The sequence below is a fragment of the Actinomycetospora sp. 2LY8.5 genome, assembly GCF_057180585.1.
In genome coordinates this window covers 40,656-61,002 of the sequence record NZ_JBXUHE010000021.1, presented here as the reverse complement: position 1 = coordinate 61,002, position 20,347 = coordinate 40,656, and the positions used below count along the sequence as shown (strand labels likewise).

Sequence of the window (20,347 nt, the reverse complement as noted above, 5' to 3'; positions counted from 1 at the left end):
CGGCGCGCTCGGGGTAGCTCCGAGAGGCCACCCGCGAACCGAGAGGTCCCCATGTCCGCCGACATCACCGAGATGATCCTCGACGACCACGACTGGTTCCGTCGCCAGTTCCTGCACCTGGCCGACCTGCGGGGGCAGCCCGAGGAGGCCGAGAAGGTCTGGGACTCGCTCGCGATCCAGCTCGAGATCCACGCGTCGGCCGAGGAACGGCACTTCTACCCCTCGATGGCACGCCGCGTCGACGACGAGGACGCCTCGGCGACCGAGGACGCGATCGGCGACCACGACGAGATCCGCCAGGGCACCGCGAAGGCGCGTCGGGCCACCGTCGGCAGCCAGGAGTGGTGGGACGCCATCGACGAGACCGACAAGGCGAACAATCATCACATGGCGGAGGAGGAGCAGGACGACCTCGCTCCCTTCCGCAAGGAGACCACGCTGTCCTTCCGCCAGGAGCTCGGCGCGAAGTTCGAGCAGTTCAAGGTCGAGCACGCCGAGGGTCGCGGGCTGTCGTTCGAGGAGAAGGACCCTGAGCAGTACGTGGAGGCCGTGACCTCCTGAGCACGCGCCTAACGACCGCCGTCGTCTCCGAGGCGGTCGAACCCGACCGGGACCACGGGGGAGAGCGCGCCGGCGTCGGCGGCGGGCACGACATCGGGTGCCGGGGCGGTGGCCAGGACGGTCGCCGCCCCGGCCAGGCTCAGCACGAGCAGGCCCGCGAGGGCGGGCACCGCCCAGATCGGCGGACGGTCACGCCCCGAGGTCTCCCGCGGGAGCGGCACCATCGCCGTCTCGCGCGGTTCGTGGGTGCGGCCGGGCAGCGGGACGCCGTCGGTGGGGGTCGGATCGTCGAGGACGTGCGGGCGCGGCAGGACCAGGGCCGCCGCCCCGTCCGGCGACGCCGTCCCCACGGTGGCCGTGAGCACCGATCCGCCGGGGTTGCCGGCGAGCTGCGCGACCACGGGGGTGGTCTCGGGGGCGACGACGAGCGTGTGGGCGGCGTCCTCGGCGAGGGTGCCCTCGACGGTGTCGCGCAGCGCGTGGTCGACGAGGTCGGTGAACTCCTCGCGGGTCACGTAGACCTCGGCGTCGCCGGCGGTCACGACGAGCTCCTCGCCGTCGGTCGCGCACATCAGCCGGCGGGCCTCGTGCAGCTCGTGGGCGAGGTGGGCGGCGTCGCGGCGGCCGACGTCGTCGGTGCGCAGGCGCAGGGCCTCGGCGATGCCCGGCGCCGCGACGGCGAGCTTCGCGTGCACCACCCCGGTGAGCAGCGCGTCGAGCCGGCCACCGAGGTCGCGGGGGGCGCCCTCGCCGATCTCGACCCCGTCGTCCGAGGTCCGGATCGGCCACACGGCCAGGTCGTCGCCGCGGGCGTCCACGACGATCACGGGCGTGCCCGAGCCCCACGCCGCGAGGTGCTCGCCGACCCACGACACGGCGTCGGGCAGCCACGAGGGCTCGGGATAGCGGGCGATCTGCACGGCCTCGGACAGGGCGGCGAACCGGTCCTCGTCGAGGTCACCGGGGACCACCAGCACGAGGTGGTCCGGACGGCCCCCCTCCGCCTCGACCAGCGCGAGGAGCGATCCGCCGAGGGTCTCGGCGTCACCGTCGACGAGCTCCAGGTCGATCGGGCGGTGGGCGTCGTCGTCGACGCGGACGGCCCGCAAGGACCCCGGAACCGCTGCCAGCACCATGGTCCACCGGTCCACGTCATCCCCCTCTGGTGCGCGGCCGCAACTCGTGCGGGTGCCCGAACACTCCTCTGTTCGGCGCAACGTCGCGCCACGTTAGCCCTTTCCGGGATCTTGATCCACGATCGATACCTCGCGGTAGTCCGTTCGCCGATCAGTGATGACGGGAACGTGCTGACCTGGTCACGTCAGAGGGCGCGGAGGGGCCGGGCGGGGACACGGCGCCGCGCGCCGAGTGTGCGCGCATCAAGGTCGACAGCGTCTGTCGATCATGATGGACGCACATTCGCGAACCCTGATGATGCGCTCGCGGTCGGGCTCAGCCACACGGCGCGTCGTGGGTCCCCGTCGATCACGCCGGACGCGACCTCCACCGCCGAACCGTCGTTCCCGCTCGGCGAGGAGACGCACAGCAGGGGCCGGGTCGTGTCCCAGGCGGTCGACCACTCGAAACGGTCGTCGACGGCAACCGACGATCCCGGCGAGAGGTCGGGTGGACTCACGATCTGTGCGATCCCGGGAAGCGCGTCCGGCGGGTCCAGACTCGTTTCGGTTCGCGGCCGGACGTCGGCGAGGTAGCGGTGGCCCACCTCGCCGAGGGTGTCGACGACACCGCGGAGGCCCTGCGCGGTGCGCGCGAGCATCGCCGGGTCGACCCCGAATCCCGTTCCGAGTAGTTCCCCGCATCCTCCTGCGCGCGGTGCACGCCAGGGTGTCGGTCGTGCCCGATACGCTCGCGCCCCAGGCCGGGGGAGGTGCCGTGACGACCGCCGAGGTCTCCCTGCGCGCCCGGGCCCACCCCCATCTCGTCCCGCTCTGGCGCGGGCTCGTGGTCTACCGGGTGGTGGCGCTGATCGCCGCGGCCGTGAACCTCGTGCGCTTCGGCGACCAGTGGTCGCGCCCGACGCTCGGGATCGCCGTCGTGGCCGCCATGGCCGTCTGGACCGCGATCTCGTGCACGCGCTACCTGCGCACCGGCGATCCCGTCACCGCCTGCCTCGACCTCGTGCTCACCGCCCTGGCCACCGCCTCGACGCTGCTCGTCGCCACGCCGGCGAGCGTCGCGGCGGGCGGGCCGGTCATCACCACGGTGTGGTCCGCCGGCCCGGTCCTCGCGCTGGCGATCGCACTCGGGTGGCGCGGCGGGCTCGCGGGCGCCCTCGTCACCGTCGCGGCCCTGTTCGGGGTGCGGCGGATCGTCGACACCGACCTGCTCTTCGACGCGCAGCTCCTGCTGGTCGCGGGCCTCGCCGTCGGGTTGGCCGCGGACACGATGCGCCGCTCGGTCGAGAAGCTGCGCGCCGCCACGGCCCTCGAGGCGGCCACCGCCGAGCGCGAGCGCCTCGCCCGCGACATCCACGACGGCGTGCTGCAGGTCCTCGCCCTCGTGCGCCGTCGCGGCGAGGAGCTGGCGCGCACCGACGACCGCGCCCCCGCCCTCGAGCTCGCGCGCCTCGCCGGCGAGCAGGAGCTCGCGCTGCGGCGACTGATCACGTCGGCCCCGGTCGCGGGTCCGGACGGCACCGTCGACCTCTCCTCGCGGCTCGCCGGCGTCGTGCCCGCGCACGCGTCGCTCGCCGTGCCCGCGGAGCCGGTGATGATGCCCGCCGCCGTCGTCGACGAGCTCGCCGCCGTGGTGCGGGAGGCGTCGAGCAACGCCACCGCGCACGCCGGAGCCGGTGCCGGGCTCTGGGTGCTCGTGGAGGACGACCCGGCGCAGGTCACGGTCAGCCTGCGCGACGACGGCGTCGGGATCCCCGAGGGCCGCCTGGAGCAGGCCGCGGCCGAAGGCCATCTCGGCGTCGCCGCGTCGATGCGCGGACGCGTCCAGGGCCTCGGCGGCACCATCGACCTGCACACCGCGCCCGGCGAGGGCACCGAATGGGAGATCGTCGTTCCCCGGACGAGGAGGAGATCGTGGTCCGCGTGATGGTCGTCGACGACCACCCCATCTGGCGCGAGGGCGTCGCCCGCGACCTCGAGGAGCGCGGCGTGGAGGTCGTCGCCACCGCTCCTGACGGCGCCGCGGCCGTCCGCATCGCGCGCGCGGTCCGCCCCGACGTCGTCCTCATGGACCTGCAGCTCCCGGAGCTGTCGGGGGCGGAGGCGACCGCGCAGGTCCGCGCGGCGCTGCCGGACACGCAGGTGCTCGTGCTCTCGGCGAGCGCCGAGCAGGGCGACGTGCTCGGCGCCGTCCGGGCCGGGGCGTCGGGCTACCTGACCAAGTCGGCGGCGATGGAGGAGCTGGTCGACGCGATCGGGCGCACCGCCGAGGGGCAGGCCGTCTTCTCGCCCGGCCTGGCCGGACTGGTGCTCGGGGAGTACCGCCGCCGCGAGACCGAGGCCCCCCACGAACCGCAGCTGACCCCGCGCGAGACCGAGGTCCTGCGACTGGTCGCCAAGGGCCTCACCGCGCGGGCGATCGCCGCGCGCCTGACGTTGTCGCACCGCACGGTGGAGAACCACGTCCAGAACTCCCTGCGCAAGCTCCAGCTCACCAACCGCGTGGAGTTGACGCGCTACGCCATCGAGCGCGGTCTGGACGCCGACGAATGACATGTCCTGATTGACATGTCGTGTCGGACAGGTGGATGCTTCCGACATGGAACGAGAGACGACGGCCGACACCGGCGCCGAGGAGCACGAGGCGGGCCGCGGAGGCGTCCTGCGCCACTTCTCCGGGCTGCTGTGGGACGTCGGCCTGCCGCTCGTCGGCTACTACGCCCTGCACCTCCTGGGCGCGACGGACTGGGTGGCCCTGCTGGTGGCGACGATCGCCGCCGGCCTGCGACTGGTATGGGTCGCGGTGCGCAACCGCGAGATCACGTGGTTCGCCGCGGTCATGCTCGCCGTGTTCGGCCTGGGCCTCGCGCTGGCGTTCGTCGGCGGCGACGCACGGTTCCTGCTGATCAAGGATTCGTTCGGCACGGCGCTGGTCGGCATCGTGTTCCTCGCGAGCCTGTTCGCCGGCAAGCCGCTGACGCTCTCGGCGTTCCAGACGTGGCAGCCGCGCGAGGCCGCCGAGATGGAGGAGTACTACCGCACGCTCCCACCGATCCGGACGATGTTCCGCCGTAGCGCGGTGGTCTGGGGTGTCGGGCTGCTGTTCGAGGCGACGCTGCGCATCCCGCTGATCTACCTGTTGCCGATCGACGTCATGGTCGGCCTGTCGACCGGGATGACGGTCGCGACGATCGTCGGACTCTCGGTGTGGAACGCCTGGTACGGCAGTCGCGGCGGCGCCAAGGCGCGCGCGTGGGCCGAGGAACACCTCGACGGGGAGGCCGACGGGGAGACCGGCTCGCCCGAGGACGAGACGAACGGCGAGAAGCCCGCCGTCGCCTGAGGCGCGGGAACGGTCCGACAGCGCGACGAAGGAGCGCTGTCGGACCGTCCCTCGCCGTCACGGACCTACGTTCCGGCCGGGTCCGCGGCGCCGAGGCGCTCCAGGCTCCAGAGCGCCCAGCCGTGCACCGCCTCGTACTGCCGCAGCCCGTACTCGCCGGCCAGCCGGCCGAACGGGAGCGGATCGCCCGGGCGGTGGTCGGCGTCGTCGGCCTCCATCACGGGGCGCAGGCTCTCGATACCGGCGACGCAGTGCGCGGCGATGCCCTCGAGCAGCTTGCGGGCGTCGCCGGGCTCGAGCGACTGCACGAGGAACATCCGCAGGACCGTCTCGTCGCGGACGTTCGCCTGCTCGGGCCAGTGCAGCATCCAGCGCCGCAGCTCGGTCCGGCCGTCGTCGGTCAGCGCGTAGGTCTTGCGCCCGCGCGGGCCCGTCTCGTCGACGACGACCTGGCCGGCCTCCGCCATCTTCGCCAGCTCGGGGTAGATGCGGCTGTGGCCGGCCTGCCAGGCGTAGCGGCCGATGCTGCCGTCGAAGGCGCGGGTGAGGTCGTAGCCACTGGCCGGACCGTGGGCGAGCAGACCCAGCAGGGCGTGGCGCAGCGACATGCCCCGGACGCTACCAGTCCATCCAGACATGTCCATCTTGACATGTCTGTCGAGGGGGGTGAGGGTGGGATCGTGAGCGCCACCACCCGAACCCCCAACGGCCGATCCGCGGAGCTGCGGGGGTTGTACACGCCCGTGCCCGACGAGATCGACGCCGTCGACCTGCCCGTCGAGGGCGCCCTGCCGCCGGAGCTGACCGGCCGGTACGTGCGCAACGGGCCGAACCCGCTGCCGGGCGAGGAGACCGCGCACCTGTTCGCCGGGCACGGGATGCTGCACGGCGTGCGCCTGCGCGACGGGCGCGCGGAGTGGTACCGCAACCGCTGGGTGCGCACCGGCGCGCTCGAGGGTCGGCCCTTCCTGTCCGGGTCCGGGGTCGACCTCACCGCCGTCCCCGCGAACACCCACGTCATCGAGCACGGCGGCCGCCTGTTCGCGCTGGTCGAGAGCGGCCTGCCCCACGAGGTCGACGGCGAGCTCGCCACGGTCGGACCCTGCGACTTCGGCGGCCGGCTCACCACGGCCATGACCGCGCACCCCAAGACCGACCCGGTCACGGGCGACCTGCACTTCTTCGGCTACTCCCCGTTCCCCCCGTACCTGACCTACCACCGGCTCTCCGCCGACGGCGCCGACCTCCTCAGCCGCGAGGTCGCCGTCGCCGGGCCGACGATGATGCACGACTTCGCCATCACCGCCGAGCACGTCGTGTGGCTCGACCTGCCGCTGACGTTCCAGTGGGAGCGGATGGCCACGGGCATGCCGTTCGGGTGGGACGAGGGCTACGGCGCGCGGCTCGGCGTGATGCGCCAGGACGACTGCTCGTGCGCGGTGACGTGGTTCGACGTCGACCCCTGCTACGTCTTCCACGTCGGCGGGGCGTACACCGACGCCGAGGGCCGCGTCGTCCTCGACGGGGCGCGCTACGCCCCGGCGGACGTCGCGGTCATGTGGGGCACGCCGGTGCCCGGTGACCCGGCGGCGCTCGCCGCGGCCACGGGCGACGCGCGGATGCACCGCTGGGTACTCGACCCGCGTGACGGGTCGGTCGCCGAGACGGCCCTGGAGGACCGAGGCGTCGAGTTCCCGACGATCGACGAGTCGCTGGTCGGGCGGCCCTCGCGCTGGCGCTACGCGGTGGCCGACCGGGGTGTGCGGGGCGAGCGCGCCGGGGCGGTGGTGAAGGTCGACGCCGACGGCACGCTCGCCGCGCACGAGCTCGGCCCGGACGTCGTGGCCGGCGAGGCCGTGTTCGTGCCGTCCGAGGCGCCCGATCGTGCCGAGGACGACGGCTGGCTGATCACGATCACGACGACCCGGGACGGCGCCGCCTCGCAGCTGCTGGTGCTCGACGCGACGGACGTCGCCGGCGCCCCGGTCGCCGCGGTCACTCTCCCCCGCGGCGTCCCCTCGGGCTTCCACGGTTCATGGGTGCCTGACGGCGAGTGAGCAGCGCACCTAGTTCAGGTGGGCGCGCCACTGGCGGGCGTGGCGGCGCAGCGCTTCGGCGTCGTCGGGGAGCACGTCGGCCCACTGCTCGAGCAGGTCGGCGGCCTCGCGGAACGCCGCGCGTCGGCCCCGGACCTCCGCGAGCTCCGCGACCTCGATCGCCGTGACCCCGGGCAGTCCGAGCCGCATGCGCAGCACCCAGCCCAGCTCGCCGAGGTCGCCGCGCGAGCGGTGGATGCCGCGCAGGTTGGTCAGCATGCGCACGAGCACGGCCTCGGGGCCGATCGGGGCGAGCAGGGCGTCGTCGAACGGCACGTCGGGCCCGAGCCCGGTCGACTCGCGGAAGCGCCGAATGCACTGCTCGCGGTTGAGCATCTCGCCGGTGAACGGGTCGAGGTGCTGCAGCGCGCCCAGCGGGTGCACGAGGAAGTGGCCGGGCATGCCGACCGGCTCGAGCCCGAGACCGGCGCGCCGCCCCACCTCGATGCAGATCACCGCCAGGGTGATCGGGATGCCGGCACGGCGGTCGAGGACCTGGGTCAGCGAGGAGTTGCGCGGGTCGTAGTAGTTCTCGCGGTCGCCGTGGAAGCCCTCCTCGACGTACAGGCGGCGCACGAGGTCGTCGAGATCGCCCAGCCCGGTCGCCAGCCGGTCGAGCTCGGCGCGGGCCCCGTCGACGTCCGCCTCCGGGTCGGCCGCACGGGCGATCTCCAGGGCGCCTTCGAGCAGGTCGGGCTGCCCATTCCCCGTCAGGGCGAGGAACCGGTTCACGGCGCCGTCGACGGCCGCGCGCCGGGCCGCGTCGTCGTCCACCCCGCGCATCCTGCCGTGCGTGGCGGCGGAACGCTCAGGGGGAACGAGCTGCTCAGACCCCTCCACGCACCGTGCCGGCCGCCCTGTCCCAGGTCAGCGCGCCGTGTTCGAAGGCCTGCTGCCGCCCGCCCGGCACGTCGTGCTCGGCACCGGTCGGGTAGCCCAGCGGCGAGCTCTCGCCGCCGGCCTCGCGCCAGTGCTGGGCGATCGCCCCTGTGACCGGCCAGGCGCCCGTGCGCGGCGACCAGATGACGGTGCCGTGCTCGAAGGTCGTGATGCGCCCGGTGCCGTCGACCGTCGGCGACTCCACCCGGGTCGGCTCGCCGAGCGAGGCGCGCTGCGCCGACCAGGCCGTCCGGACATCGCTCGCGGACTCGCCGATCAGCTGCTGCACCTTGTCGCGCAACGGGTCCATCTGGGCGTAGCCCGCGTCCCCGGGGCACGAGGTGTTGCCGACGTCGCGGTGGGCGAACAGCGCGGGCACCGTGGTCGTCTGGCCCTTCGGGAACCGGGAGGTGCCCCCACCCGACGAGGTGAGCCGGACCTGCTCGCGCGGGTCGCGGTAGAGCCCGCCGAGCTTCCACGCCGCGAGCGCCGCGACGGAGTTCAGCGCGGCCGGCGTCGGGGGTTCGCCCATGTAGTTGCCCATCATCGCGATGCCCCAGGTCTCGCGGTTGAACCCGCCCGCGTGGGCCGCCACGACGGCCTTGTCCATCCCGCCGGCCCGGCCCTCGAAGATCGTCCCGTACCTGTCGACGAGGGCGTTGTAACCGATGTCGCCCCAGCGCTGCTTCTGCGTGTGATAAGCGAAGATCGCGCGGACGATCGCCGGCGACTCGGCCGGGCCGTAGTCGTTCGACTCGCTGGTGTGGTGGATCGTCACCGCGCGCACGGTCGGCGCGTTCTCCGCCGCCCAGGTCGCCTTCGTCTCGTCGGCGCCCCACTGGGCGCGGGTCACGTACCTCGGCGCGGCGGGGCCGCGCGCGGAGCCCAGAGCCCCGATCGCCTGGTCGTTGCTGCCGACGCCCGGGTCGATGCGCACGACCTGCACCTGGTCGGTCACCGGCGCGCCGGCGCGCAGCGCGCGCACCTGGACGGCGTTGCGGTCGCCCACCCAGATCGGGTCGGTCCCGCCGTCGGCCAGGGGAGCGGCACCGGGCGCCGGGTCCTTCTCGCTGCCGGCCGGGTCGAGGTCGGTCCACGTCCCCCATCGGCCGGCGGCGTCGGTGGAGCGCACGGCCACCGAGTCCGGCGCGGGGCCGACCCAGGTCACGGCGACGAGGCGCAGCGGCTGCGCCTGGCGGACCTCGCGCGCGCCCGTCGCGTCACGGGCGCCCGGAATGAAGGCGACCGACGACACGCCCGAGGGCACCGGCGAAGCGGGCGGCAGCGCAGCGGGCGGCATCACGGCGTGGGCGGGGTCGAGCTGGCGCGCGCCCATCGGCGCCGCCATGTCGAGCGCGGTCGGTGCCGCAGGGACCGCAGGGACCGCAGGGGCGCCGGGGTCGGCGGGCACCGGCTGTGCCATCGCCGGGGCAGGCAGCAGGAGCACCGCAGCCGTCGTCAGCGCGACGGTGCCCATCCGTGCCCGCGCCGCGCGACGCAGATGCCCCTTCGGAGCCCCGGACCCGGCCATCACGCACACACCTCCCGCTCACTCGGCGGTATCCGCGTGATCCGCCGGGGCACACCATGACCCCCACACGAGCACCATCCACCACACCACGCCCCAAAGACGCCCAGTCAGGTGACTTTGCGTGACAATTCGAGCGCGGTGAGTCAAGGGCGATCGCGCCGCGCCGCGCACTGCCCGCCGCGGCAGCGGCGGTGACCGCGAGCAGCCCGGCGAAGCTCGGCGGGAGCGCGCGCAGCCCCGGCCCCCTCGTCGCGTCCGCGGTCCAGCGTGACCGGCCGGAAGTGGTCACGACCCCGCGACGTCTGTGACCACTACGACCATTACGCCCCCAATCTCCCCAACCGCGACGGCGGGAACCCGCGCACCGCACTGTGGTCGGCGCCACGCCAGAGCCGGCGGGCCGCACGATTCCGGGAGGTCACCCGATGCTCGTCGTCCTCGGGTTCGCCATGATCGGTGTCTTCATGACGCTGATCCTCACCAAGAGGCTCACGCCGGTCGTGGCCCTGATCCTCGTACCGACGATCTTCGGGCTGTTCGCCGGCGCCGGGCTGGGCCTGGGCGACATGGTGCTCGACGCCGTCGAGGACCTCGCGCCGACCGCAGCGCTGCTCATGTTCGCGATCGTCTACTTCGGGATGATGATCGACGTCGGGCTGTTCGACCCGCTCATCCGCGCGATCCTGCGAGTGGTCGGCGACGACCCGGCCAAGGTCGTCGTCGGCACCGCGGTGCTCGCGGCGGTGGTCTCGCTCGACGGCGACGGCTCCACGACGTTCATCATCACCGTGGCCGCGATGCTGCCGGTCTACCGCCGGCTCGGGATGTCCCCGGTCGTGCTCACCGCGGTCGCCGGCGTCGCGAACGGCGTGCTCAACATCGTGCCCTGGGGCGGTCCGACGGTCCGCGCCGCGAGCGCGCTCGGGCTCTCGCCGTCCGAGGTGTTCGTGCCGATGATCCCGTCGATGCTCGGCGGCATCGCCTGCGTCCTGCTGCTCGCCTACCTGCTGGGCCGCCGCGAGCGGAGCCGTCTCGGCGCCGACGCGTTCGCCGAGGCCGCGGTGGCCGTCGGCGCACGGGAGCCGGCGCTGGTCGGTGGCGGGGGCGGCACGGCCGACGTGCCCGACCCCGAGGTTCCGGCCGAGCACGGCCACGGCATCGAGGGCGCCCTCGACCCGGACCGCCCCACGCTGCGCCCGAAGCTGCTGTGGTTCAACGCGGCGCTGACCGCCGCCCTGCTCGTGCTGCTCGTGATCGACATCCTGCCCATCGCACTGCTGTTCATGATCGGCTGCGCGGTCGCGCTCATGGTCAACTTTCGGACGGTCCAGGGGCAGATGGAGCAGCTCCAGGCCCACGCGTCGAGCGTCGTCTCGGTCGTGTCGATGGTGCTGGCCGCTGCCGTGCTCATCGGCGTGCTCGACGGCACCGGCATGGTCGACGCGATGGCGCAGTGGCTGGTCTCGGTGATCCCGACGTCGTTCGGACCGTTCCTCGGGGTGGTCACCGCGGTGCTGTCGATGCCGCTGACGTTCTTCATGTCGAACGACGCCTTCTACTTCGGCATCCTGCCCGTGCTCACCGAGACCGCCGGGGCCTACGGCATCAGCCCGGCGGAGATGGCGCGCGCGTCGATCGTCGGCCAGCCGGTGCACATGCAGAGCCCGCTGGTACCGGCGATCCTGCTGCTCGTCGCGCTGGCCAAGGTCGACCTCGGCGACCACCACCGCAAGGCGCTCTGGATGGCCGGCCTCGCGTCGCTGGCGATGCTGGCGGTCGCCCTGCTGGTGGGGGCGGTGCCGCTGATCGCCACCTGATCACCGCGCCCGGTACCGACGTTCCGGGCGGCCGGCGGAGCCGTAGCGCAGGCGCACGTCCGCCCGGCCGCCCGCGACGAAGTGCTCGAGGTAGCGGCGGGCGCTGACCCGCGAGATGCCGACCCGCTCCGCGGCCTCGGACGCCGACAGGTCGCCGTCGACCTCACGCAGGGCGCCGGCGACGAGGTCGGCGGTCTCGGCCGACAACCCCTTCGGCATCACCGTCTCCGCGGCCGGTGCGGCGGACGGGGCGAAGAGGCGGTCGACGGCCTGCTGGTCGGCAGCCGGGCCGTCGTCGAGGGCCCGGCGGGTCGCGCGGAAGGCGAGCAGGCGGTCGCGCAGATCCTCGAAGGAGAAGGGCTTGATCAGGTAGTGGACGACCCCGCCGCGGACGGCGGCCCGGACGGTCTCGACCTCGCGGGCCGCGGTGACCATCAGCGCGTCGGTCTCGGGCAGCTCGGCCCGCAGGGTGCGCAGGACGTCCAGTCCGGAGGCGTCGGGCAGGTAGAGGTCGAGCAGCACGAGATCGGGGCGCAGATCGCGGGCCCGCTCGATCGCCTCGGCCGCCGAGTGCGCCACGCCGACCGGGCGGAAGCCGGGGGTCCGTGCGACGAAGCCGCCGTGCACCTTGGCCACCATGAAGTCGTCGTCGACGACGAGCACGGTCAGCTCGCTCACCGCTCCGCCCTCACCGGTCCGTGCGGCAGGCGCGCGGTGAACACGGCGCCGCCGTCGTCACCGTTCCCGACCGCCACCGAGCCGCCCCGGCGCACGGCGACCACGCGCACGAGCGAGAGCCCGAAGCCCCGCGCGCCCTCCTTGCTCGACACCCCGCGGGCGAAGACCGACTCGCGCGGTTCGTCGGCGACGCCGGGCCCGCTGTCGGCGACGCGCACCCGCACCTCGGCGTCGTCCTCCTCGACGGTGACCACGACCCGGGGCTCGCTGCTCACCGTGCTCACCGTGCTCACCGTGGCGGCGTCGATCCCGTTGTCGACGAGGTTGCCGACGACGGTGACGAGATCGGCGGAGAGGTCCTCGTCGACGCGCCCGAGCAGGCCGTCGATCTCCAGCGTGACGCCGCGCTCGCGGGCGAGGCGCACCTTGGCCACGAGCAGGGCGGCGAGCGCCGGGTCGCCGACCCTCCCGGTGATCGTGGCGTCGTCGTCCGCGGAGCCCTGCAGGACGCCCACGTAGCGCACGACCTCCTCGTACTCGCCGATCTCGACGAGCCCGGAGATCGTGTGCAGGCGGTTGGAGAACTCGTGCGCCTGGGCGCGCAGTGTCTCGGTGGTGCCCCGCGTGGTGCCGAGCTCGCGCTGCAGGCCGACGAGCTCGGTGCGGTCGCGCAGGGTGCTCACCCAGCCCAGGCGCTGCCCCTGGCTGACCACCGGGCGCCGGTTGAGCACCACCACCGCGTCCTCCCGCATGACGACGAGATCCTCGGGGTCCGGGCCCTCCCCGGCCAGCGCGGCGCGCAGCTCGTCGTCGAGCCCGAGCGCGTCGAGCGGCCGCCCCACACCGGCCTCGGGCAGGCCGAGCAGCCGGACCGCGGCGTCGTTGGCCAGCACGACCCGCCCCTCGGTGTCGACGCCGAGCACGCCCTCGCGGATGCCGAGCAGCATCGCCTCCCGCTGCTGCACCAGCCCGGTGATCTCCCGGGGCTCCATCCCGAGGGTCTGGCGCTTGACCCGGCGCGCGAGCAGGTACGACCCGGCGACGCCGAGGACGCTGGCGAGCCCGAGGTAGGTCAGCAGGTCGGGCGCCGCGTCGCCGAGGCGGTCGAGCAGCCCGGGCAGGTCGCGGGTGACGGCGACGGCCCCGAGCAGTCGCCCGTCGTCGGTGAGCACCGGCACGTGCGCGGTGACCGCGGCCGGGCCGGCGCCGAGCCGCGTGGTCCCGGTCCACGAGCGCCCCGCCGCGACGTCGCTGCCCGGGCCACCGTCGAGGTCCGCGGTGGGCAGCGGTGTGCCGACGAGGGCGAGGTCGGTCGCAGTGACCACGCGCAGCGCCGCGTCGGTGACCACCACCGCCGACGCCCCCGACACCTGGCGCGCGCTCTCCGCCACGGCCGTCACGGGGTTGCGCGTGGTCGCGACGGGCGCGCCGAGGGCCTGGCGCAGGAGGCCGTCGGCGGCGACGTCCTCGGCCACGGCGAGCACCCGACGGCTCTCGGTGCGGGTGAACTGCGCCTGCGCCTGGGTCACGCTGACCACGGCCACGGCCACGAGCACCACGGCGACGACGACCAGCTGCAGGGCGAGCGCCTGCCCGGCCAGCGTCGTCGGTCGTCGCACGGCGTCAGTGTGACTGCGAGCATGCGTGCGTGCGCGCGTCGTGGTGTGTCCTCCTCGTCGCCGCGCTCTTCGTCGCGTGCTCGAGCCCGGCCGCGGACCTGCGCGTGCTCGTGCCCACCGAGGTCGGCGGCGGCTACGACCTCACCGCCCGCACCCTCGCGGCGGCCGTCGGGTCCGCCCGCGGGGAGCCCGGGCCCGCGGTGTTCGACCTGACCGGGGGTGGCGGCGCGGCGGCGCTGGCCCGCCTCCGCGCGGACGCCGGCGACCCGCAGCTGATCATGGTCATGGGCCTCGGCCTGCTCGGCGCGGTGGCCGGGCAGTCGCCGGGGCAGCCGGACCCGCTGGGTCCCGTGACGCCGATCGCGCGCCTGGTGACCGAGCCGGAGTTGCTCGCGGTCCGAGCGTCGTCCCCGCTGGGAGCCGTCGCCGATCTCGCGGCCGCCTGGCGTGCGGACCCCGCCGGTCTCGTCGTCGGTGGCGTCTCGGAGCCCGGCGGTCCCGACTGGCTGCTGACCCGGCGCCTCGCCACCGCCCTCGGCGTGCCCGCGGACGCGGTGCGCTACCGGGCCCTCGGCGGCGACGCGCTCCTGCCGGCCCTGCTGCGCGGCGAGGTGGACGTCGCCGCGACCGGCCTCGGCGAGACCGTCGGCCAGGTCGACGCCGGCACCGTGCGGGCGCTGGCGGTGTCGTCCGCGGAGCGCTCGCCCCGGCTCGACGCGCCGACGCTGCGCGAGGCCGGCGTGCCGCTGGACTTCGTCAACTGGCGGGGCCTGCTCGCCCCGCCGGGCCTCGCGCGCGCGGACCGCGACGCGCTCGTCGCCCTGGTCGCCGATACCCGCCGCACCGCGGTGTGGCGCGACGCCGTCGTCCGCAACGGCTGGACCGACGCCCCGCTCGACGGCGACGCGTTCGGCGCCTTCCTCGCGGGCGAGGCGGCGGCGCTGGCTCCCTGAGCTGGGTCCTAGAGGTGCGCCTGCGCGAACATCGCCACGGTCCGCATCGCCATCGCGTCCGCGCCGGCGCCGATCGGCCCGGCGACCACGGGGATGAGCTTCGTGACGTTCAGGGCGCCGCGGCGCGTGAAACGCGAGGTCAGCCGGAAGCCGATCCGCGTGTCGAGCTGCTCGCGGACCTCGGTCGGCAGACCGCGCAGCCCGTGGAGCAGGGAGGCGTTGACCAGGTCGAGCCCGGTGCGCTCGGCGAGCTCGACGCCGTCGCCACCCAGCACGCAGACCAGGGATGCGGTGCGGACGACCGGGTCGGCGAGGTCGCGACCGCGCAGGTGCGCCACGGCCGCGGAGAGCCGCGTGCCGAGCAGATAGAGCCCGGTGGTGCCGGCCGGTGCGGTGACGACGAGCGTCGCGGCGCCGCCGAGACTGGTCAGCAGGCCCGAGCTGGCCGCGAGCCGTACGTGGGTGCCGACGACCCGCCGCACCGCCGCCTCGACGTCCTGCTCCGTCGCGGCGAGCGCGTCGTCGGCCACGGACGCCGCCCCGGCGAACGGGCCGATCCCGCCGACCGCGCGGCGCCACAGCTCGTCGACCAAGGTGTCGGGGAGAGGCACGCCCCCCAGTGTCGCGCCCCGCTGATCACCCGGCGAGGTCGCACGCCGCGGTGAGCGTGCCGACCCAGGCCTGGCCGCGGTCCCGGTCGCGGGCCCGCTCGAGACGCGCGCGCTGCGCGTCCTCTCGGGCCCACGTGATGACCCGCGGATCGATGCGGGCGCCGTAGAACGCGTCGACGACGAGCTCGGCGAGGTGGTGGTCGGCGCTCGCGATCTCCTTGTACTCCCAGATCGCGAGCAGCCGGTCGGGAGGCTCCCCCAGCGCACCGATGCTGTCGAGCATCGCGACCGCCGTGGCGCCCCCCGGGGCGTCGGGGTGGGTGTCGAGCAGCGCGGTCCACACCGCGTCGACGACGTCGCGCACGGCGTCGCGCTCGAGGTCGCTCCGGAGCTCCCAGTTCTCCGCGATCCGGGTGAGAACGGTGCGCAGGTCCACGCGGTCGTCGGTGAGCGCCCGGCGCAGCAGCCACGGGGTGAGTGCACGCAGGTCGTCCGGCGTGCCGAGGGTGTTGCCGAGGGCGAGCGCGAGCGTCAGCGGGTCGGCGTCCGCCACCCGCACCTCGCCGTGACAGTGGGGGCAGCCGGCCAGCGTCTCCGGGGGCGGCGACGCCACGAAGGCGGCCTCCAGCCCCCACAGCGCGGCATCGACCCCCGCGTCGGTCTGCACGTCCATCGAGAGGAATCTTCGGCACCCGCAACGCGACACGCTGGGCCGATAGGGCGAATATCCGCCTGTTGTGTGACCGTGCGTGGTACGGCATACCGCCGAGCGTGGCAGAGCGCCCACTCGTCTTGTCGTCGAGGGGGCGCACGATCACGCGCGACACGCCCTGGACGGGTGATGGACGGCTCCTCGATCACATCCACGGGCGCCCGCGCGCGACGTCCCACAGACTCGGAGTATGCGTTCGCGGCACCAGATCACGGCCCCGGGGCCGGAGATCAAGACCACCGGCGGCGTCGTCCGCGGCATCACCACCCACGGCGTGCACACCTGGCGCGGCGTCCCCTACGCGGCGCCCCCGGTCGGGGAGCTCCGGCTCCGCGCGCCGCAGCCGGTCGTGCCGTGGGAGGGCGTCCGTGACGGGTCACGGTTCGGTCCCGTGCCGATCCAGGAACGCATCGGGGAGTTCATCGGCGCCGGAAGGGAGACGCCGATGGGCGAGGACTGCCTGACCCTCAACGTCACCGCGCCGACCACCGCCCACCTCGACGGTCCCGCTGCGCAGGGCGCCCCGTCGCCGGACGAGCCGCGCCCGGTGATGGTCTGGTTCTACGGCGGCGCGTTCGTCGTCGGCGCGTCCTCGGCGCCGACGTACCGCGGCTACGACTTCGCCCGCCGCGGCGACGTCGTCTACGTCAGCGTCAACTACCGCCTCGGCGCGCTGGGCTACCTGGACTTCTCCGCGTACGGCACGCCGGAGCGACCGATCGAGTCGAACCTCGGGCTGCGCGACCAGATCGCCGCGCTCGAGTGGGTCCGCGACAACATCGCGGCGTTCGGCGGCGACCCGGACCAGGTCACGATCTTCGGCGAGTCGGCCGGGGCGATCTCGGTGACGACGCTGATGGCGACCCCGTCCGCCCGTGGGCTGTTCCACCGCGCCATCGCCGAGAGCTCGGCGCCGGGGATGGTGTTCGGCCGGCCGCGGGCGCGGGCGTGGGCGGCCGGCTTCGTCACGGCCCTCGGCGCGGACGACGACCCGCTCGCCGGGCTCACGACCGCGACCCCGCGGCAGCTGCTGGGCGCCGCGCAGATCCTCCGCGACCGTCTCGGCGACCAGCCGGGCACCATCCCGACCGCGCCCGTCGTCGACGGCGACCTGCTGCCCGAGGCCCCGCTCGACGCCTTCGAGGGCGGCCGCGCGGCCGACGTCCCGCTGATCATCGGCACCAACGACACCGAGGGTCGCCTGTTCGAGCTGCCCCGGATGCGCCTCGACGTGCTGGTCAGCGAGGAGCGCGCGCACCGCATGTTCGCGCTGACCCAGCCGGAGCTGCGCGACCAGGTGCTCGGCGCCTACGAGGGGCGGCCGTTCCGCAAGGACCTCGGCGGCGACTACATGTTCTGGTACCCGTCGGTGCGGATCATGCAGGCACACCGCGGACCGGTGTGGGCCTATCGCTACGACCTGACCACGCCGGTGCTGAACCTCATGGGTGTGCGCGCCACCCACGGCATGGAGCTCTACCCGGTCTTCGGGCTCGCGGACTCGAACGCCGCGAAGTGGCTGACCGCGCTCGGCGGGCGGCGCGCGCTGCGGGCGATGCAGGAGCGGGTGCAGACCGACTGGATCACCTTCGCCCGCGAGGGCGCCCCGGCGTCGTACTGGCCGGAGTACGACGCGACGACGCGGCTGACGAAGATCCTCGACCGCACCGACCGCATCGAGTCCGACCCCCGCCGCGAGCGCCGCCTCGCTTGGGAAGGGTTCCGCGGGTACGACTGATCCGCCCCCGCCGCGCGGACGTCCCTGGCAGGCTCGTCGCGTGGCGGATCTCGTGGTGACGGCCGGGGCTCTCCCGTCCGCTGCGGCCGATCTCCGCCGTCGTGTCGACGACCTCGGGCGCACCGTCGACGATGCGGACGGCGTCGTCACGGCTGTCCGCGACACCTGGAGCGGCGCGGCGTCCGACGCCTTCGCCACCGCGTGGGCGGACTGGAACGAGGCATCGGCGGCCGTCCGCGCCGGGCTCGCGGACCTGCGCGACCTGCTCGACGCCACGGACACGAACCACGGGATCGCGCAGGTGGCGTCGATCCGCGCGTGGTCCCCCGCTGCGGGCGGTCCGGGCCCGGTGCCGGACGCCCCGCCGTGGGTCACGCTCTCGACACCCGAGATCGTGCGCGCCGCGCAGGTGTCCGCGGAGGTCCAGGACGCGCTCGCGCAGGCCGCGGGCCGCGGCACGCTGGAGGCGTCCGCGGGCTTCGCGGGTGACGACGCCGCCCTCGGGGCCTGGCGGGGCAGGTACGACGCGCTCGCCGGGCGAACCTGGGCCGCGCTCCACGCCGGCGTCACGATCTTCGGCGGCATGGCCGTCGGGCTCACCGACACCGCGAACGCGTGGGTGGAGGCCGACGAGACCGCCGTGCCTGGCGGCGGGCCCGGCGAGCGACTCCCGGCGCCGGCGGTCCTCCCCGGCCTGCCCGGCGGCGGACCGGCGTCGGCGACCGGACCCGGCCCGGTCGGACCGGTCCCGGACGAGCTGGCCGCCTACTTCCCGGACGTCGAACCCGCGCGGGTCGACGAGGTCGGCGAGTCCTGGCGCGCGGTCGGCGACGCCGTCGCGCGTGGCGTCGTCCACGCCGACACCGCGCTGCGCGCGGTCCACGCCGTCAACGCCGGTCCGGTCTTCGACGCCGCCGACCGGTACTGGCGTGGCGTGCAGGGGCCCGGTTCCGCGACCGTGCTCGACCTCGCCACGCGCGTGCCCGGCATCCTCGCGACCAGCACCGTCGGCCTGGCCGACATCGTGCGCGAGACCCAGCGCGAGATCCTCGACGCGATCCACCACCTCCCCATCGGCGACGACGAGGAGGAGACCTACTACCTCCTGCAGGGCGCGAAGGTCGGGGCGAGCTTCCTCGGCGCGGTCGGCCGCGTCGGCACGCGCCTCATCGACGCGGCCGAGACGGGACTGCGCATCCACCTCGCCCGGGGCCGGTACGAGGAGCGCGTTGCGGAGCTGGCGAGCCAGCTCGACCAGCGCCTGATCGGCCAGCTCGTCGATGCCACCCGCGAAACACGCACCGTCGACACGGTCGCACCGCAGTTCGCCCCGCCGCCGACGCCGGTTGGCGACATCCCGCTGCCGCCCCTGCGATTCGAGCGGGGGCAGCTGGAGGAGAAGTTCCGTGAGCATTACGTCGATTTCGGATTGCCCGACACCAGTGCAGGCAGTCGGCGGGCGTACCAGGACGCCGTCACCGAGATGACGCAGGCACCCGACACCTTGCATCTCCATGGCACATTCCGCGGCACCAACCAGGTGATCTTCCACGTGGACCCTCGAACCGGCCTGATGGTGATGCAGCGTGAGAACGGTTCCTTCCTCAGCGCCTATCGCCTGAACGCCAATCAACTACGGAACGTCCTGGAGCGGCGGGAGCTATGAGCGAATACCTCCGAGCGCCCCGCGCGGCGACGTCGGCCGATCTGCTCGCCATGAACGATGTGGTCCGCTACGGCGCACGACCAACCAGCGACATCGCGACGTTGAAGGACCGCTACGCCCGAGCTCGTCTGGCGAACGACCGGGACTGGCCGCCGCGTGTCTCCTACTTCCTCAACGAGCTCTTCTACGTGATGGAGGAGCACTCGAGAGACCCTGCGCTGCGCGCAGAGCAGGGCGGGCTGGACGATGAGGGTCTGCGAGACGCGATGGCCTCGTTGTTGCCGGCGCTCGACAACGCCTACGAGCGCATGCACGCCGAGGAGGTGGGCCACGACCCGCCGCCGATCAGGGTCACGGCCAGCTCGAGAAAGGCCTCGGCGGAGCTGCTGGACATAGTGCACGCCTTCGTCTCCGGCACGCTCAACAGCGCCGGATTCGCGAGCACGTTTCGCCGGCGACGGGCCGCAGCCAAGGACGAGCTCCCGACCGACGTCCTCGCAGCGGTCGAGATCGTGCGCCGGGCACTCGTGGCCTTGGTACCGGGCGGACAGCGCCTGCGGTTCTATGACCTCGACGAGGAGGGGCTGCGAGTCCGGGTCGCCGACGTCGAGCCGCGCCTCGCCGAGGCGGTTGCCGAGCTCCAGGTCGTCTCGTGACGCACCCGACGCGCGCTCAGCGCGGCGACTCGGCTGACGAGAACGCTTCGAGCACCGAGGCGTTCTCTGCGAACGAGCCGCCGGTCAGGTCGCGCGGGCCCGGCGCTTGCGCAGTGCGGCGTAGACCGTGATCGCCCCCGCGACCACCGCCACGACGACGAAGACGATTCCCAGCACGGCGCTGTGCTCCACCAGGAAGAAGATCAGGGCGACGCCGATCGAGAGGATCGTCCCGATCGTGCCGATCCCGACGTTGAGCTTGAGCTCGCTCTGCTTCTCCGGCGTGTGATCGGGCTCGGCGGCGGGGTTGCGGGCCCGGCGGGCCGCGGAGTCGCTGTCCTGGCTCATGGG

The 20,347-nt window shown here is 74.1% G+C and carries 19 protein-coding genes; 10 read left to right on the top strand and 9 right to left on the bottom strand.

Annotated features, from left to right (window positions below; all coding sequences use genetic code 11):
* Nucleotides 1-51: 51 nt before the first annotated feature.
* The gene (locus AC2A1K_RS21105) at nucleotides 52-561 is read left to right on the top strand and encodes a hemerythrin domain-containing protein (RefSeq protein WP_483898289.1); all 510 of its coding nucleotides are present in this window, start codon (nucleotides 52-54) and stop codon (nucleotides 559-561) included.
* An 8-nt stretch (nucleotides 562-569) separates the two neighbouring features.
* On the opposite strand, the gene AC2A1K_RS21100 is transcribed toward AC2A1K_RS21105, so the two are convergent.
* Nucleotides 570-1,712 (bottom strand): hypothetical protein, encoded by a 1,143-nt coding sequence (locus tag AC2A1K_RS21100; RefSeq protein ID WP_483898288.1) that lies wholly within the window; start codon nucleotides 1,710-1,712, stop codon nucleotides 570-572.
* A 703-nt stretch (nucleotides 1,713-2,415) separates the two neighbouring features.
* Here AC2A1K_RS21100 and macS point away from each other — a divergent pair.
* From macS to AC2A1K_RS21085, 3 genes are read left to right on the top strand one after another with little or no spacing between them, the layout of a single operon-like run.
* The gene (gene macS, locus AC2A1K_RS21095) at nucleotides 2,416-3,624 is read left to right on the top strand and encodes a MacS family sensor histidine kinase (protein ID WP_483898287.1); all 1,209 of its coding nucleotides are present in this window, start codon (nucleotides 2,416-2,418) and stop codon (nucleotides 3,622-3,624) included.
* Nucleotides 3,576-4,250 (top strand): response regulator, encoded by a 675-nt coding sequence (locus AC2A1K_RS21090; RefSeq protein ID WP_483898286.1) that lies wholly within the window; start codon nucleotides 3,576-3,578, stop codon nucleotides 4,248-4,250. The genes macS and AC2A1K_RS21090 overlap by 49 nt, the downstream gene beginning before the upstream one ends.
* 46 nt (nucleotides 4,251-4,296) lie before the next feature.
* Nucleotides 4,297-5,040 carry a VC0807 family protein gene (locus AC2A1K_RS21085; RefSeq protein ID WP_483898285.1) on the top strand — a complete coding sequence of 248 codons (744 nt, stop codon included), beginning with the start codon at nucleotides 4,297-4,299 and terminating at the stop codon, nucleotides 5,038-5,040.
* Nucleotides 5,041-5,105: 65 nt separating this feature from the next.
* Here AC2A1K_RS21085 and AC2A1K_RS21080 read toward each other — a convergent pair whose 3' ends face one another.
* On the bottom strand, nucleotides 5,106-5,648 hold the full coding sequence (locus tag AC2A1K_RS21080; protein WP_483898284.1) for a PadR family transcriptional regulator: 543 nt from the start codon (nucleotides 5,646-5,648) through the stop codon (nucleotides 5,106-5,108).
* 72 nt (nucleotides 5,649-5,720) lie between these two features.
* Here AC2A1K_RS21080 and AC2A1K_RS21075 point away from each other — a divergent pair, with 72 nt between their 5' ends.
* A complete protein-coding gene (locus AC2A1K_RS21075) occupies nucleotides 5,721-7,097 on the top strand; it encodes a carotenoid oxygenase family protein (protein WP_483898283.1) in 1,377 nt (458 codons plus the stop codon).
* A gap of 9 nt (nucleotides 7,098-7,106) precedes the next feature.
* Here AC2A1K_RS21075 and AC2A1K_RS21070 read toward each other — a convergent pair whose 3' ends face one another.
* Together AC2A1K_RS21070 and AC2A1K_RS21065 are read right to left on the bottom strand one after the other, a co-directional pair.
* Entirely contained in the window at nucleotides 7,107-7,910 is an 804-nt protein-coding gene (locus AC2A1K_RS21070) for a SirB1 family protein (protein ID WP_483898282.1), read from the bottom strand.
* 52 nt (nucleotides 7,911-7,962) lie between these two features.
* The gene (locus AC2A1K_RS21065; protein ID WP_483898281.1) at nucleotides 7,963-9,546 is read right to left on the bottom strand and encodes an N-acetylmuramoyl-L-alanine amidase; all 1,584 of its coding nucleotides are present in this window, start codon (nucleotides 9,544-9,546) and stop codon (nucleotides 7,963-7,965) included.
* Between the two features lie 425 nt (nucleotides 9,547-9,971).
* Between AC2A1K_RS21065 and AC2A1K_RS21060 the strand changes: the two genes are divergently transcribed.
* On the top strand, nucleotides 9,972-11,363 hold the full coding sequence (locus AC2A1K_RS21060) for a CitMHS family transporter (protein WP_483898280.1): 1,392 nt from the start codon (nucleotides 9,972-9,974) through the stop codon (nucleotides 11,361-11,363).
* On the opposite strand, the gene AC2A1K_RS21055 is transcribed toward AC2A1K_RS21060, so the two are convergent.
* On the bottom strand, nucleotides 11,364-12,032 hold the full coding sequence (locus AC2A1K_RS21055) for a response regulator (protein WP_483898327.1): 669 nt from the start codon (nucleotides 12,030-12,032) through the stop codon (nucleotides 11,364-11,366).
* A 5-nt stretch (nucleotides 12,033-12,037) separates the two neighbouring features.
* Entirely contained in the window at nucleotides 12,038-13,660 is a 1,623-nt protein-coding gene (locus AC2A1K_RS21050) for a sensor histidine kinase (protein WP_483898279.1), read from the bottom strand.
* A gap of 29 nt (nucleotides 13,661-13,689) precedes the next feature.
* Between AC2A1K_RS21050 and AC2A1K_RS21045 the strand changes: the two genes are divergently transcribed.
* Nucleotides 13,690-14,613, top strand: a complete 924-nt coding sequence (locus AC2A1K_RS21045) for a Bug family tripartite tricarboxylate transporter substrate binding protein (RefSeq protein ID WP_483898278.1) — start codon at nucleotides 13,690-13,692, stop codon at nucleotides 14,611-14,613.
* Between the two features lie 8 nt (nucleotides 14,614-14,621).
* On the opposite strand, the gene AC2A1K_RS21040 is transcribed toward AC2A1K_RS21045, so the two are convergent.
* Both AC2A1K_RS21040 and AC2A1K_RS21035 read right to left on the bottom strand, forming a co-directional pair.
* Entirely contained in the window at nucleotides 14,622-15,224 is a 603-nt protein-coding gene (locus tag AC2A1K_RS21040; protein WP_483898277.1) for a hypothetical protein, read from the bottom strand.
* Nucleotides 15,225-15,249: 25 nt separating this feature from the next.
* Nucleotides 15,250-15,897 carry a hypothetical protein gene (locus tag AC2A1K_RS21035; protein ID WP_483898276.1) on the bottom strand — a complete coding sequence of 216 codons (648 nt, stop codon included), beginning with the start codon at nucleotides 15,895-15,897 and terminating at the stop codon, nucleotides 15,250-15,252.
* 229 nt (nucleotides 15,898-16,126) lie between these two features.
* Here AC2A1K_RS21035 and AC2A1K_RS21030 point away from each other — a divergent pair, with 229 nt between their 5' ends.
* Genes AC2A1K_RS21030 through AC2A1K_RS21020 form a run of 3 tightly spaced genes read left to right on the top strand, consistent with a single transcriptional unit; the run spans nucleotide 16,127 to nucleotide 19,996 of the window.
* On the top strand, nucleotides 16,127-17,674 hold the full coding sequence (locus AC2A1K_RS21030; RefSeq protein ID WP_483898275.1) for a carboxylesterase/lipase family protein: 1,548 nt from the start codon (nucleotides 16,127-16,129) through the stop codon (nucleotides 17,672-17,674).
* 40 nt (nucleotides 17,675-17,714) lie between these two features.
* Nucleotides 17,715-19,340 carry a WXG100 family type VII secretion target gene (locus tag AC2A1K_RS21025; protein ID WP_483898274.1) on the top strand — a complete coding sequence of 542 codons (1,626 nt, stop codon included), beginning with the start codon at nucleotides 17,715-17,717 and terminating at the stop codon, nucleotides 19,338-19,340.
* Nucleotides 19,337-19,996: a hypothetical protein gene (locus AC2A1K_RS21020; protein WP_483898273.1), complete on the top strand. Its 660-nt coding sequence runs from the start codon at nucleotides 19,337-19,339 to the stop codon at nucleotides 19,994-19,996. The genes AC2A1K_RS21025 and AC2A1K_RS21020 overlap by 4 nt, the downstream gene beginning before the upstream one ends.
* Nucleotides 19,997-20,080: 84 nt before the next feature.
* On the opposite strand, the gene AC2A1K_RS21015 is transcribed toward AC2A1K_RS21020, so the two are convergent.
* On the bottom strand, nucleotides 20,081-20,344 hold the full coding sequence (locus tag AC2A1K_RS21015; RefSeq protein ID WP_483898272.1) for a hypothetical protein: 264 nt from the start codon (nucleotides 20,342-20,344) through the stop codon (nucleotides 20,081-20,083).
* Between the last annotated feature and the right edge of the window lie 3 nt (nucleotides 20,345-20,347).